Origin of the sequence: Chryseobacterium geocarposphaerae, assembly GCF_002797535.1 — a bacterium.
Lineage (GTDB): Bacteria > Bacteroidota > Bacteroidia > Flavobacteriales > Weeksellaceae > Chryseobacterium > Chryseobacterium geocarposphaerae.
The window spans coordinates 270,983-288,170 of the sequence record NZ_PGFD01000001.1; the positions used below are offsets into that span (position 1 = coordinate 270,983).

Below are 17,188 nucleotides of genomic sequence, written 5' to 3' on the forward strand. Positions count from 1 at the left end.
GTTATAAATAGTCATTATGAAGAAAATTACAGTTGGAGCATTTTTGCTCTCAATGATGTTTGTGGGTGTTAATGCACAATCTTTAAAATCGCCGGACGGAAAATTTGAAATGGATTTTCAGCTGAAGCAGGGAGTTCCGTATTACAATCTTAAATACAATGGTAAAACAGTGGTGGAAGATTCTAAATTGGGATTGAGATTATTTAAAGATGCTTCAATAAAATTCGCGTCAGAAATTGCAAAACCAGAAGATGCCAAATTCGATCTGAACAATGGTTTTTCAAAAGTTGACGAAAAAAGAGATTCAAAAAATGAAACCTGGCAACCGGTTTTAGGGGAAAAGAAAAACTATATTAATCAATATAATGAATTGGCGGTTACGCTGAATCAGGCTTCTACGGATAGAAGTATTGTGGTAAAATTCAGATTGTTTAACGACGGATTAGGATTCAGATATGAATTTCCTCAACAGAAAAATCTGAATTACTTTACCATTCGTGAAGAAGATTCTGAAATTGATTTCCCGACAGATATGAAAGCCTGGTGGATTGTTGCAGATTACGATTCCCAGGAGTATAAATATCAGGAAACAAAAGTTTCTGAAATTCCTGCAAGATGGCCGGAAGCAGCAGATGCAAACGCTTCCCAGACTCTGATTAAAAATGCAGTTCAGTCCCCGGTAATGTTGAAAAGAGAAGGGAAAGAGCCTTTATATATCAATGTTGCTGAAGCTGCAGTTTTGAATTATCCGGCTTCTCATTTAGAAGTGGATGCTCAGAATTTCAAATTTAAAACCCATCTAACTGCTGACAGACAGGGAGCGAAAGGATATATTCAAACACCATCTGTTACGCCTTGGAGAACAATTATTGTATCTCCAAAAGCAGAAGAAGTAATGGCGTCTAAAATGATCTTCAACCTTAATGAGCCTACAAAATATACAGATACTTCTTATATCCATCCGACAAAATACATGGGTGTTTGGTGGGAAATGATTATCGGGAAATCTCAATGGGCGTATTCAACAGCAGAAAATGTACATTTGGATACAACCGATTTTACCAAACTGACTCCAAACGGAAAACATGCGGCTAACAATACAAAAGTAAAAGAATACATCGATTTTGCTGCTGAAAACGGTTTCCAGGGTCTATTGATCGAAGGTTGGAATATTGGTTGGGAAGACTGGTTCGGGCATTCAAAAGAATTTGTTTTTGATTTCATTACTCCTTACCCGGATTTTGATATTAAAATGTTAAATGAATATGCACACTCTAAGGGAATTAAATTAATCATGCACCACGAAACTTCAGGTTCGGCAACGAACTATGAAAGATGGGCAGATAAAGCCTTTCAGTTGATGAACAAATATGGGTATGATGCTGTGAAAACCGGTTATGTTGGAGACATTATTCCAAGAGGTGAGCACCATTATTCCCAATGGACGATCAACCATTTCTACAGAATTGCGGAGAAAGCCAATGAATATAAGATCATGGTAAATTCTCACGAATCTGTACGTCCTACAGGAGAGAGCCGTACTTATCCAAACTATATTTCTGCAGAAGCAGCTCGTGGTACAGAATATGAAGCGTTCGGAGGAAATAACCCGGATCATCAGACTATTCTTCCGTTTACAAGATGGATGGGAGGTTCTATGGATTATACACCGGGAATTTTCCAGACAAAACTAGACTATTATTTCCCTGGAGACAATCGTTTCGTAAAAACAACACTCGTAAAACAGTTAGCGCTTTATGTAACGATGTATATGCCTCTCCAAATGGCGGCAGACTTACCGGAAAACTATAAAAAGCACATGGACGCTTTCCAATTCATTAAAGATGTAGCGGCTGACTGGGATGATACGAAAATCTTATCGGCAGAACCCGGAGATTATGTCGTAACAGCCAGAAAAGCTAAGGGAACTGAAAATTGGTTTGTGGGAGGAATTACTGATGAAAACAAACGTGATTATACAGTGGATTTTTCTTTCCTGGGTAAAGGACAGAAGTATGAAGCAACAATCTACGAAGATGGAAAAGAAGCAGATTATATTAATAATCCTCAAAGCTACAACATCTACAAAAAACAGATTACAAGCAAATCTAAGATCAGTTTTAAAATGGCTAGAAGTGGAGGTTTCGCCATCTCGATTAAGCCTGTAAAATAAAAAATTTCTTAACTTTATAATCCTTAAAGGTTTTGCCTTTAAGGATTTTTTATATATTCTGTTTATATTCTTTGAAAACAGGATAGCCAAAAATCTTATTAAGCAAAATTTTATGAAAAAAATATACGCAATTATTGCACTTTCAGTAGCTGCAGTAGCCTTTTCCCAGAAACCTTTAGACAAGGTAGAGCCTGCATTCTGGTGGAAAGGAATGAAAAATCCTGAACTTCAGATCTTGGTGTACGGAAAAGATATTGCTAAGAATGAAATTGAACTTTCGGACGGTGTTCAGATTAAAAATATCCAAAAAGTTGAAAACCCGAATTACGTTTTTGTAACGGTTAATACCAATGAAATTAATGTTCCGAAGTTTAAGATTATCATTAAAAACGGGAAAAAAAATATAGGCTCTTACACCTATGAACTAAAGCAGAGAAACCCGAATTCTGCGAATAGAGAATCCTTTACTTCAAAAGATGTGATGTATCTGATCATGCCTGACCGATTTGCAAATGGTGATGAAAAGAACGATTCTAGTCCTAATTTAACGGAAAAAGCGAATAGAAACCTTCCCAATGGCCGTCATGGAGGAGATTTAAGAGGAATTATCAACAATCTGGACTATATTCAAAATTTAGGAGCAACATCCGTTTGGCTGACTCCTGTGAATGAAGATAATGAAAAGGTATATTCCTATCACGGGTATGCCCAGACAGATTTATACAAAATTGATGAGCGCTACGGAACCAATGAAGATTATAAAGAGCTTTCCCAGAAGTTGAACCGGAGAAATATGAAGCTGGTGATGGATTATGTGACCAATCACTGGGGAGTTTCTCACTGGATGATCAAAGACTTACCGACAAAAGATTGGATCCATTGGTTTAAAGATGGAGAAAACGGTTTCAGACGTTCCAATTATAAAACCACAACACAGTTTGATACCAATGCCTCTGAAATAGACAAAAAATTGGCATTAGACGGATGGTTCGATACCACAATGCCCGATATCAATCAGAAAAATCCGCTGATTCTGAAATATCTTACTCAAAATGCGATCTGGTGGATTGAATATGCTGAATTGGGAGGCTTCCGCGTAGATACTTATCCTTACAACGACAAAGAAGCCATGGCAAAATGGGCCAAAGCAATCACTGACGAATATCCGAATTTTAATATCGTTGGAGAAACATGGTTGTATACAGCGGGACAAATATCTGCATGGCAAAAAGATTCCAAAACTGGAGAAGCTGCTAATTATAATTCTTATTTACCTTCTGTGATGGATTTTATGCTGTATGGAGATTTACCAAAAGCCTTAAAGGAAAAAGAAGGTTGGGATTCCGGATTGGTGAAGATTTATAATGTATTTACAAGTGATTTCCTTTATCCAAATATCAATAACGTAATGGTTTTCTTCGAAAATCATGATACGGAAAGATGGAATGAAATTTTTAATGCAGATCCTAAAGCCTATAAATTGGGCCTTACTTTGATTTCTACCGTTCGCGGAATTCCACAAATTTATTATGGCTCCGAAATAGGAATGCGTGGTGATAAAAATAAAGGTGGAGATGCAGACATCAGAAGAGATTTTCCGGGTGGCTGGAAATCTGATAAACAGAACGCTTTCGATCCCTCTTCCCAAACCGCTGAGCAAAAGGAATTTTATCAGTTTACCCGTAAATTATTGAATTGGAGAAAAGGCAATGAAGTTATTCATACAGGAAAAACTAAAAATTTCGTTCCTCAGAATAATGTTTTTGTGTATTTTCGATATAATGAAAAAGAAAGTGTGATGGTGGTGCTGAACAACGATGAAAAAGAACAGAAACTGGACCTGAAACATTTTGCAGAATCATTGAACGGGTTTACAAAAGGGAAAGATATCATCTCTGATAAAGAATTTTCAATGCAGAATATTTTAACAATACCGGCAAAAACATCGATGGTGATTGAATTGAATTAAAACATGAATAGCACAAATGTTTTCACAATTAAAACTTTGTGATCTTACTTAAATGAAACGCCTTTGCGAACTTAAAAACATTTAGTAGTTAAAAAGAAAACTTTGCGCTCTTTGCGTTAAAAATAAAATTTAAGGTATATAATTAAATATGAAAAAAACAACAATATTCTTTACCTTCATCCTATTTATATTGAGTTTTATAGGCATTTCAGCTCAGTCAAAATTTGATAAAGAAAAGGCAGAAATCGGAACCATGCTCGATGAATTTAATGTTGCGGCTGCAAAAGCAGATTACACAAAATATTTCAACTATTTTGCGGACGAATCCACATTCATAGGAACAGACGCAACCGAAGTTTGGGATAAAAAAGCATTTATGATCTGGGCAAAACCTTATTTCGACAAGAAAAGAACATGGAATTTTACTTCATTAAAAAGGAATATTTATTTCAGTAAAGACAGAAAACTGGCTTGGTTCGATGAATTGCTGGATACTCAAATGAAGATCTGCCGCGGTTCCGGAGTCGTAGAAAAAATAAATGGGCAATGGAAAGTAAAGCAATATGTACTTTCCGTTACTGTACCCAATGAGGTAGTAGATAAAGTGGTAGTGGAAAAAACACCTATCGAAGATGCATTAATTCAAAAACTGAAAAGATAATGGCAGAAATGGCAGGAAGATATGATGCGGGTAAATTAGGAAGAAAAACAAAACCGAATTTATCCATGCTTCAAATCATCAATATGAGTATGGGTTTTTTAGGAATCCAGATGGCTTTTGGGTTACAAAACGGAAATGCAAGCAGAATTTTAGCCAATTTCGGAGCTGATGTTCATGAGTTGTCATGGTTTTGGTTGGTTGCGCCTGTTACAGGCTTAATTGTTCAGCCTATTATCGGGCACATGGGTGACAATACCTGGAGCCCGCTGGGAAGAAGGAAACCTTATTTTTTAATTGGAGCAGTCTTATGTGCAATCGGTTTGGTGTTGCTTCCGAATGCGGCTTCTGCAACACAGATGATGGCTGCAAATGTTCTGTTATTGGCGGTGATTTTTCTTGCAATGATGGATGCTTCCATCAATGTAGCCATGGAGCCTTTCCGAGCACTGGTAGGAGATATGCTGCCAAAACATCAGGGAACCATTGGTTTTTCGGTACAAACAATTTTGATTGGAGTAGGAGCGGTGATAGGTTCAGAGTTACCAAATTTTCTTGCAAATTTTCAAAAAATTAATCTAGATATTGATTTTTACTTGAGAAAAAATTTGTCTTTCGGCCTGCCTCAATGGATATTAGATATAAAATCAATATCTAATATCGCCCCGAGGGGATTTGTAGCAGATAATGTGATCTATGCATTTTACATTGGAGCTGCCGTTTTGATTTTATCAATTCTTTACACAATTTTTACAACCAAAGAATATTCACCAAAGGAATTTGCAGAATTTGCAGAAGAGAAACAAGAAAAGGATCAGCCATCAAGATTTACAGATATTTTCAAGGATTTTTCAAATATACCTTCCCAAATGAAAAGGCTGGGAGCAGTTCAGTTTTTTTCATGGTTTGCATTGTTTACCATGTGGGTGTTTACAACAAGTGCTTTGGCGACACATCATTTTGGGCTATCACCAGATGATACTCATTCTGCAGAATTTAATAAAGCGGGAGATTTAACAGGAAGCTTATTTGGAAGTTATAATTTTTATGCTATTTTCTTTGCTTTTGCTTTAACACCAATTGCGAAATTTATTGGTAAAAAACAAACCCATGCTCTTGCCTTAGCTTGTGGTGGACTAGGTTTGATTTCAATGTATTTTATTAAAGATGTTAGTTGTTTATGGATTTCAATGATTGGCTTGGGATTTGCCTGGGCAAGTATTTTGGCAATGCCATATGCAATGTTAATTGAAGTGATTCCACAGAAGAAAATGGGCGTTTATATGGGGATTTTTAACTTTTTTATTGTAATTCCTCAGATTATTAACGGAATTTTCGGCGGACCTATTGTAAGTGGTATTTTTGGAAAACAAGCTATCGATTATATTGTTGTTGGCGGAGTTTGTATGCTGTTAGGTGCAGTATTAACCTTGCTTTTCATTAAATCCGAAGCTGAAACTCCAAAAGAAATTGAAGAGGAAATCCAGCAGGTACATTTTTAAAATTCCTCTATATAATTATATATAGAGAGTTTTAAAGGTTATAAAATGGTGATTGAAAGAGGGATTTTTAATCACCATTTTATTTGTCCTATATTTTATTTAATATATCCTTGATTTTAGAGTTAATTTTTTTAGTAAAATCAATATATTTGTGTGTACTTTTTACCAAAATAAAAAAAATTAACAAAAAACATGAAAAAAACTCTACTTTTTGTAGCTATCCTTGCCAGTGTAGTTACAATAAGTGCTCAATCTGGCAATGTGGGAATCAATACTCAACAACCTACTGAAACTTTAGACGTTAATGGAACTTTACGTGTCCGTTCACTAACTGATGGAAGCAGTTCTTCTACTTACGATCAGGTGTTGGTGATGAAAACAGACGGAACAATAGGTAAGGCTTCAAGATCCTCCTTGGGAAGTTCTACATTGAATGCTTTAGTAAAAACTACCATTGAATCTGCAGGTATACATTGTAGTACAGGGGGATTGAAGGTTGAAAGCGGACAGGATACTAATGCGAACGGGGTTCTTGATGCATCAGAAGTGACATCCACAAATTATGTCTGTAATGGAATGCAGGGAGTGCAGGGGATACAAGGACCTCCAGGTCCGCAAGGGGCAACAGGAGCTACGGGAGCAACAGGAGCAACAGGAGTGGGATTAACAAACGGAACAGCAGGGGGACAGGTTTATTTAACAAGTTCTGTTTCTCCATACTCTCCTCAGGCTCCCCAAACTGCAACGGGAGATGTATTGATTAGCAGTACAGCCGTAACTACCATTGCAAATAATGCCATTACTACAGCAAAAGTTGCGGATAATGCCATTACTTTGGCTAAAATATCTGCAACAGGAACTAAAGATAATACAACATATCTTAGAGGAGACGGAACCTGGGCTACTCCATCAGGAGGAGGTTCTTCGGTAAGTGAAGGGTTAGGAAGATTAGTAGATGCCAATAATCAGTTAATTGGATATGTACAAAGTATAGGGACTAATAACTATGTTATTAAAACGAGTAATGGATATATTACAACAATTTCTATTGATGGATCTTTTATAGGAGCTCAAACATATTATAATGATTCAAGTTGTAATGGAATTACAAAATATATTAATTCTGGCGGGGCGGGAACTGTAGGTTATATCAGAAGTGGTAAATATCTTTATTATGAACCTACAACAGGAAAGTTTTTTAAACTTAAAAATATTAATTCAAATGGTATTGCTATTTCTGTAACTATCCCAAGTAGTAGCTATATTTATAATTTTAATAGTAGTACCAATGTTGGTACTTGTACCACAGGTAGTGGTGGAGCAGGTTGGCAAGTGGAAGAAACAGAAACAACGCGTGCCACAATTGGCTTACCAGCTACAATTACACTTCCGCTGACATTACAATAAGCTAAAATAAAAACTTAAAAGCGAATTCAACCTGAGTTCGCTTTTTTATTTAATTTATGAATGGAAAGAGAAAATTCAATTAAATTATACCGAAACTCTTTCTTACCCTACATCAACATTTTCCCAAACCATACTCTGTACATTTGTACTATAAATAATCACAGTATGAAAACAGTATATCATAAAGCAGACACAAGAGGTCATGCCAATCACGGATGGTTAAATTCTTACCATACATTTAGCTTTGCAGGATATCAAAATCCTGAAAGAACACATTTTGGAGTGTTGAGAGTGTTGAACGACGATACCGTAACCCAAGGAATGGGATTCGGAACACATCCTCACAGAGACATGGAAATCATTTCAATTCCTTTGGAAGGAGATCTGGAGCATAAAGATTCGATGGGAACAACTGCCGTTATTAAAAAAGGAGAAATTCAGGTAATGAGTGCGGGAACAGGCGTAATGCACAGCGAGTACAATAAAAATAAAGATCAGGCTGTAAAGTTTTTGCAAATCTGGGTTTTCCCGAGAGAAGTGGGAGTTGAACCGAGATACGACCAGAAAAGTATTAAAGAAGGAGAGAAAATCAATGGCTTCCAACAGATTTTATCACCCAATAAAAATGACGACGGGGTTTGGATTCATCAGGATGCGTGGTTTAATTTAGCTAATTTTACCAAAGGAAACGGTAAAAATTATATGCTTAACAAAAAAGGAAACGGAGTCTATGCATTTGTACTGAAAGGAAGTGCAAAAATCGGAGACAGAATTCTAAATGAAAGAGATGGTTTAGGAATCTGGGATACTCAAAGTTTCAATATCGAAGCAGTTGAAGACACTGAAATTCTTTTAATGGAAGTTCCAATGGAATTACCGGCTTATTTAAAATAAATAATTTCGCAAAGTAAAATTCCCCTCCATTGGAGGGGTGGCGAAAATTCAGAAAGAATTTTTGACGGGGTGGTTAAAACATAAATATTGATTTTAACGAAAATCTTCCCGACCTTTGTGTCAGTAATTAAAAAGCTTATTTAAAATAATATAAAAAACAATGAAAATTTTAGCAATAGCAGGATCCAATTCCGAAGCATCCATGAATAAACATCTGGTATCCTATGCAGCATCAATTTTTGAAAATGCTGAAGTAGAAGTAGTAGACTTAAATCCTTTTGAAATGCCGATTTACAAGCATGAAAGAGAATTGGCAAACGGAGTTCCTCAGGAAGCAAAAGATTTTGCCGCAAAAATTGACGGAGCAAACTTATTGTTGGTTTCTTTACCGGAGCATAATGGAACATACTCTACAGCATTCAAAAATGTGTTCGACTGGGTGTCGAGAATCAAAGACAGAACGGTTTGGAATGAAGTACCGATGTTGCTAATGTCTGCGGCTCCGGGAGCTAGAGGAGGAGCGGGTGTTTTGGAAGCGGCAACCAAACGTTTTCCTTTCCACGGTGGAAATATCGTAGAAACATTCTCATTGCCTTTCTTTAATGATAATTTTGACAAAGCAGCTCAGAAGATTTCCAACGAAGAGAAAGACAGTGAATTAAGAGAGAAAATCAAGAAAATTTCTGCCATCGAATCTATCCTTGAAAAATAGATTTGAAAATTAATATAAAATTAATATCTTTGCAAAAAGAAAAAAGATGAAAATTCAGACCTCCTTTAATCCGTATTTTTCCAAGAAAGGGAATATTGTGGGCTCTGAAATTCTGAGATAAAACAACGGCCGATAATCTACCAAGATTGTCGGCTTTTTTGTTTTCTAAATTTGAATAAAAAGTTTGAAATAAATTTCTAAAAGTAGACATGAGCAACACTTACAAATCAGCAGGAGTAGACAAAGAAGAAGGATACAAAACGGTTGACAAGATTAAAAAAGCTGTCGGTGAAACGCACAATTCAAATGTATTGAATCATTTGGGTAGTTTTGGAGCTTTCTACGAAATCGGCGGATACAAAAATCCTGTTTTGGTTTCAGGAACAGATGGAGTGGGAACAAAGCTTAAAGTGGCTTTGGACTCCAAAAAATATGACTCTATCGGGGTCGACTGTTTCGCGATGTGTGCCAATGATATTCTTTGTCATGGTGCAAAACCATTATTTTTCTTAGACTACCTGGCTTGCGGAAAACTGGATTCAGAAATTGCTGCTGAAATCGTTTTAGGAATGGTAGAAGCCTGTAAAGATAACAACTGTGCATTAATCGGTGGTGAAACTGCTGAAATGCCGGGAATGTATCAGCCGGGAGACTACGATGTTGCCGGGTTCTGCGTAGGAATTGTTGAAAAAGACCAGATTATTGACGGATCTAAAATTAAAGCGGGAGATAAAATTATCGCATTGCCAAGTTCAGGTTTTCATTCAAACGGATTTTCTTTGGTAAGAAAAGTGTTCCCGGATTTCAATGAAGAATTCGAAGGAAAACCTTTATATGAGACGCTTTTGGTTCCTACAAGACTATACTATAAAGATATTCATAAAGTACTTGCTGAGGTTGAAGTTGCAGGTATTGCTCATATTACAGGGGGGGGATTATACGAAAACATCCCAAGAATCATTGGTGACGGACTTTGCGCGACGATCGATGCTTCAAAAATTCAGATTCCAAGCATTATGCTTGAGTTGGAAAAAAGAGGCGGTGTAGCTCGTGAAGAAATGTTCGGAACATTCAATATGGGTGTTGGAATGATCGTAGTGGTAGATGCTGAAAAAGCTGAAAAAGTACTAAGCCTTCTTGATGATGCTTACGAAATCGGGGAAATTACGGAAGGAAGCGAGAAGATTAATTTGAAATTTTGAAAATTTATCAATTAGATAATGTTTCTATTTTATTTTCAAATTAACTCATTTTCAAATTGACTCATTAATGAAAAATATTGTTGTACTCGTTTCAGGTTCAGGAACCAACCTTCAGAGAATCATCGATACCATTGATAACGGAGAAATCCAGAATGCAAAAATATCTTTGGTAGTTGCAGATAGAGAATGTTACGGACTTGAAAGAGCAAAAAATCATAACATAGACAACGTTCTGATTCCGAGAGGAAAAAACTTCAGCAGCGAATTGGCTAAAATCATCCCACAAAATACAGATTTAATCGTATTGGCAGGATTTTTATCCATTCTAAAACCTGAGTTTTGTGAACTTTGGAAAAGGAAAATAATTAATATCCATCCGGCTCTGCTTCCGAAATTCGGAGGAAAAGGAATGTGGGGACACCATGTGCATCATGCTGTTATTGAAGCGAAGGAAAAAGAAAGCGGAGCTACCGTACATTTTGTGACTTCAGGAATTGATGAAGGAGAAGCTATTCTTCAAAAATCATTTGAAGTAACAGAAGATGACACCCCGGAAACTGTAGCGGAAAAAGTTCATATCATAGAATATGAGATTTTCCCAAAAGCAATCAATAAAGTATTGAATAATAATTAAACACAAATTATTAGCGATACAAATTCCCTTCCCTTGAAGGGGTAGTTAAAAAAGAAGTGATTAAACAATATTAATCCTTTGCTGAGTGAAATGCGCCTTTGCGGACAAAAAATATTCAGCAAGAAGTTTAGAAAAACTTAGCGCTCTTTGCGTTAAAATAGTAATTAACAAAACACATTTAGATTTAAATTATTTCGAAAAACAAGGAAAATCTAAGTAAAAATAAAGTAAGGCCCGGAAGTGAAAGACCCGGACTACAGTTTGAAATAGCTGTAAAAAGTAAAAAATCGAAAGTAAAATGAGCAAAAAAAGAGTTTTAATCAGTGTTTCTGACAAGAGCGGGTTGATAGAGTTCGCACAGTTTTTGGAAGCCCAAAATTATGAATTGATTTCTACAGGAGGGACGTTCAAACATTTGAAAGACGCTGGCTTAAATCCAATTCAGATTGATGAGGTTACCAATTTCCCTGAGATGTTGGACGGAAGAGTGAAAACATTACACCCGAAAGTTCACGGCGGATTGTTGGCGGTTCGTTCCAATGAAGAGCACATGAAAACAGTTCAGGAGCACGGAATTGGTCTGATTGACATGGTGATCGTGAATCTTTATCCTTTCTTCGAAAATGTAAACAAAAACATTTCTCTTCACGAAAAGGTAGAATTCATCGACATCGGAGGCCCTTCAATGCTTCGTTCTGCAGCTAAAAACTTTGATTCTGTAACGGTAATTACTGACGTAGAAGATTACGCAGCAGTGAAAATCGAAATGGAGCAAAACGGAGATACGTACATTGAAACTCGTAAAAGGTTGGCAGGAAAAGTATTCAATCTTACTTCTGCTTATGATGCAGCGATTTCAAGAATGCTTTTAGATGAGGAATATCCGACGTATCTCAATGCATCTTATAAAAAAGTTTCTGACCTTAGATATGGTGAAAACCCACATCAGACAGCAGCTTACTACGTTTCTACTTTCGAAAACGGGGCAATGAAAGATTTCGAACAGTTGGGAGGTAAAGAATTGTCTTTCAACAATCTTCGTGATATGGATCTTTGCTGGAAAGTGGTTACGGAGTTCAAAGAAGAAATGGCTTGCTGTGCGGTGAAACACTCTACACCTTGTGGAGTTGCCATCGGAACTTCAGCGTTGGAAACGTACCAGAAAACTTTTGAGTGCGATCCGGTTTCCATCTTTGGCGGAATTGTTGCAATGAATTACAAAATTGATGCGGCAACAGCTGAAGAATTAAACAAAACATTCCTTGAAATCGTAATGGCTCCTGAGTTTGACGAAGAAGCTCTGGAAATTTTAAGAAAGAAGAAAAACTTAAGAATTATAAAAATCGTAAACCCTGTTTCTGACAAACAGACTTGGGTGAAAATCGACGGAGGAATTTTAGTTCAGGACAATGACAGCATTTTCTCAGATGATATTAAAGTGGTAACTGAAACTCAGCCTACAGAAGAGCAGAAAAAAGCATTATTATTTTCTCAGAGAGTAGTAAAATATGTAAAATCTAATGCGATTGTAGTTTCAAACGGAATTCAGGCTTTCGGAATCGGAGGAGGACAGGTAAACAGAATCTGGGCAACTCAACAGGCGATTGAAAGAGCTAAAGAAAAATTTTCAGGAGACCTAGTATTGGCTTCTGATGCGTTTTTCCCTTTCCGTGATGTAGTGGATTTCTGCGCTCAGGAAGGAATTAAAGCAATTATTCAGCCGGGAGGAAGTGTAAAAGATCAGGACAGTATTGAAGCTGCCAATGAGCATAAAATTCCGATGATGTTTACAGGGATTAGACATTTTTTACACTAATTAAAATAGAATTAAAAAATAATTTTGAGATTGTATTTATAGCATTCAAAATTATATATTTGTACAATAAGACTAGATAATAAATAAAGTATGAGAATATTAATCATAGGTGAAGGTGGAAGAGAATCTGCCTTGGCAGCAAAACTTCAGAAAGACTCCAGAGTTACTAAAATGTTTTTTGCCAATGGAAACGCTACTACCGATGCAATAGGGAAAAATGTTCATTTATCAGAGATTAAAGAACTTAGAGATTTTGCAATCAAAGAAAAAGTAGATTTAACGATTGTTGGTCCTGAAGCTCCTCTTGTTGCAGGGTTGAAGGATGAGTTTAAGAAGCATGATCTTAAAGTTTTCGGTCCGACTCAAAAAGTTGCAAGTTTAGAAGGAAGTAAAGCTTTCTCTAAGAAATTTATGCAGACCTATGATATCAAAACAGCAAAAGCTGTAGTATTTGATGCTTATAACGATGCTAAGGAATATATTCAGACACAACAATATCCATTGGTAGTTAAAGCTAGTGGTCTTGCTGGAGGCAAAGGAGTGGTGATCTGTGAAACATTAGAAGAAGCAGAAGCTACGATTCACGATTTTATGATCAGAAGAATATTCGGAGATGCAGGTATCCGTATCGTTATCGAAGAATATTTAGAAGGTTTTGAAGCGTCAATTATTGCGTTCTCAAACGGTGAAAAGATCTTCCCTTGTATTGCTGCTAAAGACTATAAAAAAGCAGGAAAAGGAGATACAGGTCCAAACACAGGAGGTATGGGAACTGTAGCACCAAGCCCTGAATTTACTCAAGAGCATTATGCTGATTTTGAAAAAAATATTCTTGAGCCTACTCTAAAAGGTCTTAAAGGAGAAGGTTTCAGTTTCAAAGGAATCATTTTCTTCGGATTGATGGTGACTAAAAACGGAGCTTATCTGCTTGAATACAACATGAGATTCGGAGATCCTGAAACTCAGGTATTGATGGCTCTTATGGAAAACAATCTTTTAGACGTTATCCAGGACTGTATGAGCGGGAAAGACATCGAGCTTAAATTTAAAGACGAAAAAGCAGTTTGTTTGGTAATGTGTTCAGGAGGTTATCCAAGAAACTTTGAGACAGGATTTGAAATCGTAGGTGAAGATAAAGTGAAACACAGCCAGCTTTTATATGCAGGAGCAATTAAAAAAGGGGATACAGTTGTTTCTAACGGAGGTAGAGTACTGAATATCGTAGCTACCGGTGCAACTTACGAAGATGCCCGTAAAAAAGTTTACGAAGATGCAAGTCATGTACATTTCGATTACGGCTTCTACAGAGAAGACATCGGAAAGTTCTAAACAATAAATCAAAAAAGATTTGGAGAAATCCAGGTCTTTTTTTGTAAAGAATTATTCAATAGGATCGGGCTTTAGCCCGATTAAATAATATAAAAAGAGAAATTGGCTTTAGCCAAAACTTAAAAGATTAATTAAAAAATATTTAGTTAATTTTAATTTAAGATAAGACCAATTTTTGTCATTCCGTAGGCATCTAAGCTATTTAAATTTTTATCATTGCAGTAGAGGTTCCTACGGAATGACAAACACTCTTTTAAAGGATTAAAACAATTAAAAACTCATCATTTATCAATTATAAAAATGAACAACGGTATTATCATATTAGATTTCGGATCACAGTACAACCAGCTTATCGGAAGAAGAATCCGTGAAATGGGAGTATATTCTGAAATTTTACCTTTCAATACACCATTAGAAACACTTTTAGAAAAACAGCCAAAAGGAATTATCCTTTCAGGGGGGCCAAGTTCTGTAAATGCAGAAAACGCTCATTTGGTTGAAAAAGAATTATATGAACAAGGAATTCCTGTATTGGGAATTTGCTACGGAATGCAGCTTACAGCACATCTTTTAGGCGGAAAAGTTCATAAAGGAGTAAAAGGGGAGTATGGAAAGGCTCACTTAGAAATTGTAAAAGAATCTTCTTTATTAAAAGGAGTTTCTAATAACTCAGTAGTTTGGATGAGCCACTTTGATGAAGTTGGACAATTACCTGCAGGTTTTGAATTAAACGCAACATCAGGAGTAATTGCTTCAATGTCAAACGAAGATAAAAAAATCTACTGTGTGCAGTTTCACCCGGAAGTTTCCCATACAGAAGAAGGAGGAAAAATGTTGGAGAATTTCGTTTTCGGAATCTGTAATGCGGAGAAAAACTGGAAACTGACAAACTATATTGAAAAAACAGTTGAAGAAATCCGTGAAAAAGTAGGAGATCAAAAAGTAATCTTAGGACTTTCAGGAGGGGTAGACTCTTCTGTAGCGGCCGTTTTGATCCATAAAGCGATCGGAGATCAGCTGACTTGTATCTTTGTTGACACAGGTTTATTGAGAAAAGATGAAGGCAAGAAAGTAATGGATAATTATGGTGAACATTTCCATATGAACATTAAAATGGTAGATGCATCCGAAAGATTCCTTTCAAAATTAGCTGGAGTTGACGATCCTGAAGCCAAAAGAAAAATCATCGGAAACGAATTTATCCACGTTTTTGATGAAGAATCTCATAAAATTGAAGGTGCTAAATTCTTAGCCCAGGGAACGATTTATCCTGACGTAATCGAAAGTCAGTCTGTAAACGGACCTTCTGCAGTAATCAAATCTCACCACAACGTTGGTGGACTTCCGGAAGATATGGAATTTGAATTACTAGAGCCTCTAAGAGAATTATTCAAAGATGAAGTAAGAAAAGTAGGAGAAGAACTGGGAATTCCTCATCATTTGGTACACAGGCACCCTTTTCCTGGTCCTGGATTAGGAATCAGAGTATTGGGAGCTGTAGATGCTGAAAAAGTAAGAATTCTTCAGGAAGCGGATGATATCTTCATTGAAGAATTATACAAAAACGATTTGTATGAAAAAGTTTCTCAGGCATTCGTAGTGCTTCTTCCGGTAAAATCTGTAGGAGTAATGGGAGATGAAAGAACATACGAATATACAGCAGTAGTTCGTTCTGCAAACACGATCGACTTTATGACGGCAACGTGGAGCAGACTTCCTTACGAGTTTTTAGATACGGTTTCAAGCAGAATCATCAACGAAGTAAGAGGAATTAACAGAGTAGCTTACGATATTTCAAGCAAACCGCCTGCAACGATCGAGTGGGAATAATTTGACTTGAATTTAAATATAAATCCTGCCTTTAGGCGGGATTTTTTTGTTTAATATTTTTACATTTGTTATATGAAGATAGCATTTCTTGGTCCGCAGGCAAGTTTTACGCAGTTGGCGGCTTCACAGATATTTCCGGAAGAAGAATTAATACCCCAATCCAGTATTTTGGATTGTTTTAATGCCGTAATGAATAATGAGGTTGATAAAGCCGTTGTGCCTTTAGAAAATTCAATAGAAGGAACGGTTTCCATGACTTTGGATTATCTCTATAATTTTGATGTTTTTATAGAAACGGAACTGGTAATGCCAATTGCCCATCATTTGATGGTGCATCCTGAAAATTCGGTGTTTGAGAAGATCATTTCCCATCCGCAGGCTTTGGCACAAACCTATCACTTCAGACACGAAAATTATCCTGGAATTCCATCGCAAGATTTTAATTCCACCGCAGCTTCTGCAAAACTGGTGTCTGAGAATCCAAATGAAAAATGGGCGGCTGTAGCCAACCGTTCCGCGGCTAAATTGTATGGTTTAAAGATCATTCACGAAAATATTCAGGATTTTGAACAGAACCATACCAAATTTGTAGTGCTCTCTAAGAGCAAAGAAATCCTTGAGCTTCCCTTACAGAAGACATCAGAAAAAACATCTTTGATTATTACGCTTCCCGAAGATCACGCAGGAGGTCTTCATCAGGTGCTTTCCGTATTTGCATGGCGAAAAATGAACCTTTCAAAAATTGAAAGCCGTACCCTGAAAACAGGATTGGGAAACTATTTTTTTTTCATTAATGTAGCCAGTGAATGGCATCCTGTATTATCTCAAAATGCGATTGATGAGTTGATTGCGCTCAAAGCCAATGTGAAGTTTTTAGGGCATTATAATGAATATCTGTTTGTGGAATAATTATTGTGTAAAAATCCAGATAGTTGATTTAAATCTCTATGCCAAATATTTTTGTATTGCAATGATAAGCTAGTTTTGAGTATATTCTATGATAACTTTTTTAAATTTTAAAAATAAAACACTTCAAAGTGCACTTCTAACTATAGTATTTTA

The 17,188-nt window shown here is 36.4% G+C and carries 13 protein-coding genes; all 13 read left to right on the top strand.

Translation table 11 applies throughout. The features are described from left to right. Positions 1-16: 16 nt before the first annotated feature. The 13 genes from CLV73_RS01215 to pheA all read left to right on the top strand — a co-directional run bounded on the left by CLV73_RS01215 (position 17) and on the right by pheA (position 17,035). Positions 17-2,173: a glycoside hydrolase family 97 protein gene (locus CLV73_RS01215; RefSeq protein ID WP_100375082.1), complete on the top strand. Its 2,157-nt coding sequence runs from the start codon at positions 17-19 to the stop codon at positions 2,171-2,173. 112 nt (positions 2,174-2,285) lie between these two features. Then, a complete protein-coding gene (locus CLV73_RS01220; RefSeq protein WP_100375083.1) occupies positions 2,286-4,142 on the top strand; it encodes a glycoside hydrolase family 13 protein in 1,857 nt (618 codons plus the stop codon). Between the two features lie 148 nt (positions 4,143-4,290). Next, a complete protein-coding gene (locus CLV73_RS01225; protein WP_100375084.1) occupies positions 4,291-4,803 on the top strand; it encodes a nuclear transport factor 2 family protein in 513 nt (170 codons plus the stop codon). Beyond that, on the top strand, positions 4,803-6,302 hold the full coding sequence (locus CLV73_RS01230; RefSeq protein ID WP_100375085.1) for an MFS transporter: 1,500 nt from the start codon (positions 4,803-4,805) through the stop codon (positions 6,300-6,302). The genes CLV73_RS01225 and CLV73_RS01230 overlap by 1 nt, the downstream gene beginning before the upstream one ends. Positions 6,303-6,494: 192 nt before the next feature. Next, positions 6,495-7,709 carry a DUF7151 family protein gene (locus tag CLV73_RS01235; RefSeq protein WP_100375086.1) on the top strand — a complete coding sequence of 405 codons (1,215 nt, stop codon included), beginning with the start codon at positions 6,495-6,497 and terminating at the stop codon, positions 7,707-7,709. 165 nt (positions 7,710-7,874) lie between these two features. Next, positions 7,875-8,603 (top strand): pirin family protein, encoded by a 729-nt coding sequence (locus CLV73_RS01240; RefSeq protein WP_100375087.1) that lies wholly within the window; start codon positions 7,875-7,877, stop codon positions 8,601-8,603. A 160-nt stretch (positions 8,604-8,763) separates the two neighbouring features. Beyond that, positions 8,764-9,315 (top strand): NADPH-dependent FMN reductase, encoded by a 552-nt coding sequence (locus tag CLV73_RS01245; protein WP_100375088.1) that lies wholly within the window; start codon positions 8,764-8,766, stop codon positions 9,313-9,315. A gap of 209 nt (positions 9,316-9,524) precedes the next feature. Beyond that, positions 9,525-10,517, top strand: coding sequence for a phosphoribosylformylglycinamidine cyclo-ligase (gene purM / locus CLV73_RS01255; RefSeq protein ID WP_100375090.1), 993 nt, complete (start codon positions 9,525-9,527; stop codon positions 10,515-10,517). Positions 10,518-10,584: 67 nt separating this feature from the next. Further along, on the top strand, positions 10,585-11,151 hold the full coding sequence (gene purN, locus CLV73_RS01260; RefSeq protein WP_100375091.1) for a phosphoribosylglycinamide formyltransferase: 567 nt from the start codon (positions 10,585-10,587) through the stop codon (positions 11,149-11,151). A 298-nt stretch (positions 11,152-11,449) separates the two neighbouring features. Next, positions 11,450-12,967 (top strand): bifunctional phosphoribosylaminoimidazolecarboxamide formyltransferase/IMP cyclohydrolase, encoded by a 1,518-nt coding sequence (purH, locus tag CLV73_RS01265; protein ID WP_100375092.1) that lies wholly within the window; start codon positions 11,450-11,452, stop codon positions 12,965-12,967. Positions 12,968-13,057: 90 nt separating this feature from the next. After that, complete coding sequence (purD, locus tag CLV73_RS01270) at positions 13,058-14,296, top strand: phosphoribosylamine--glycine ligase (RefSeq protein WP_100375093.1); 1,239 nt, start codon at positions 13,058-13,060, stop codon at positions 14,294-14,296. A 300-nt stretch (positions 14,297-14,596) separates the two neighbouring features. After that, positions 14,597-16,126 (top strand): glutamine-hydrolyzing GMP synthase, encoded by a 1,530-nt coding sequence (gene guaA, locus CLV73_RS01275; protein ID WP_100375094.1) that lies wholly within the window; start codon positions 14,597-14,599, stop codon positions 16,124-16,126. 72 nt (positions 16,127-16,198) lie between these two features. Further along, the gene (pheA, locus tag CLV73_RS01280) at positions 16,199-17,035 is read left to right on the top strand and encodes a prephenate dehydratase (RefSeq protein WP_100375095.1); all 837 of its coding nucleotides are present in this window, start codon (positions 16,199-16,201) and stop codon (positions 17,033-17,035) included. Positions 17,036-17,188: the final 153 nt, after the last annotated feature.

Coding starts and splice junctions, on each gene's coding strand:
- CLV73_RS01215 (WP_100375082.1), top strand. CDS start 17: ATGAAGAAAATTACAGTTGGAGCATTTTTGCTCTCAATGATGTTTGTG.
- CLV73_RS01220 (WP_100375083.1), top strand. CDS start 2,286: ATGAAAAAAATATACGCAATTATTGCACTTTCAGTAGCTGCAGTAGCC.
- CLV73_RS01225 (WP_100375084.1), top strand. CDS start 4,291: ATGAAAAAAACAACAATATTCTTTACCTTCATCCTATTTATATTGAGT.
- CLV73_RS01230 (WP_100375085.1), top strand. CDS start 4,803: ATGGCAGAAATGGCAGGAAGATATGATGCGGGTAAATTAGGAAGAAAA.
- CLV73_RS01235 (WP_100375086.1), top strand. CDS start 6,495: ATGAAAAAAACTCTACTTTTTGTAGCTATCCTTGCCAGTGTAGTTACA.
- CLV73_RS01240 (WP_100375087.1), top strand. CDS start 7,875: ATGAAAACAGTATATCATAAAGCAGACACAAGAGGTCATGCCAATCAC.
- CLV73_RS01245 (WP_100375088.1), top strand. CDS start 8,764: ATGAAAATTTTAGCAATAGCAGGATCCAATTCCGAAGCATCCATGAAT.
- purM (WP_100375090.1), top strand. CDS start 9,525: ATGAGCAACACTTACAAATCAGCAGGAGTAGACAAAGAAGAAGGATAC.
- purN (WP_100375091.1), top strand. CDS start 10,585: ATGAAAAATATTGTTGTACTCGTTTCAGGTTCAGGAACCAACCTTCAG.
- purH (WP_100375092.1), top strand. CDS start 11,450: ATGAGCAAAAAAAGAGTTTTAATCAGTGTTTCTGACAAGAGCGGGTTG.
- purD (WP_100375093.1), top strand. CDS start 13,058: ATGAGAATATTAATCATAGGTGAAGGTGGAAGAGAATCTGCCTTGGCA.
- guaA (WP_100375094.1), top strand. CDS start 14,597: ATGAACAACGGTATTATCATATTAGATTTCGGATCACAGTACAACCAG.
- pheA (WP_100375095.1), top strand. CDS start 16,199: ATGAAGATAGCATTTCTTGGTCCGCAGGCAAGTTTTACGCAGTTGGCG.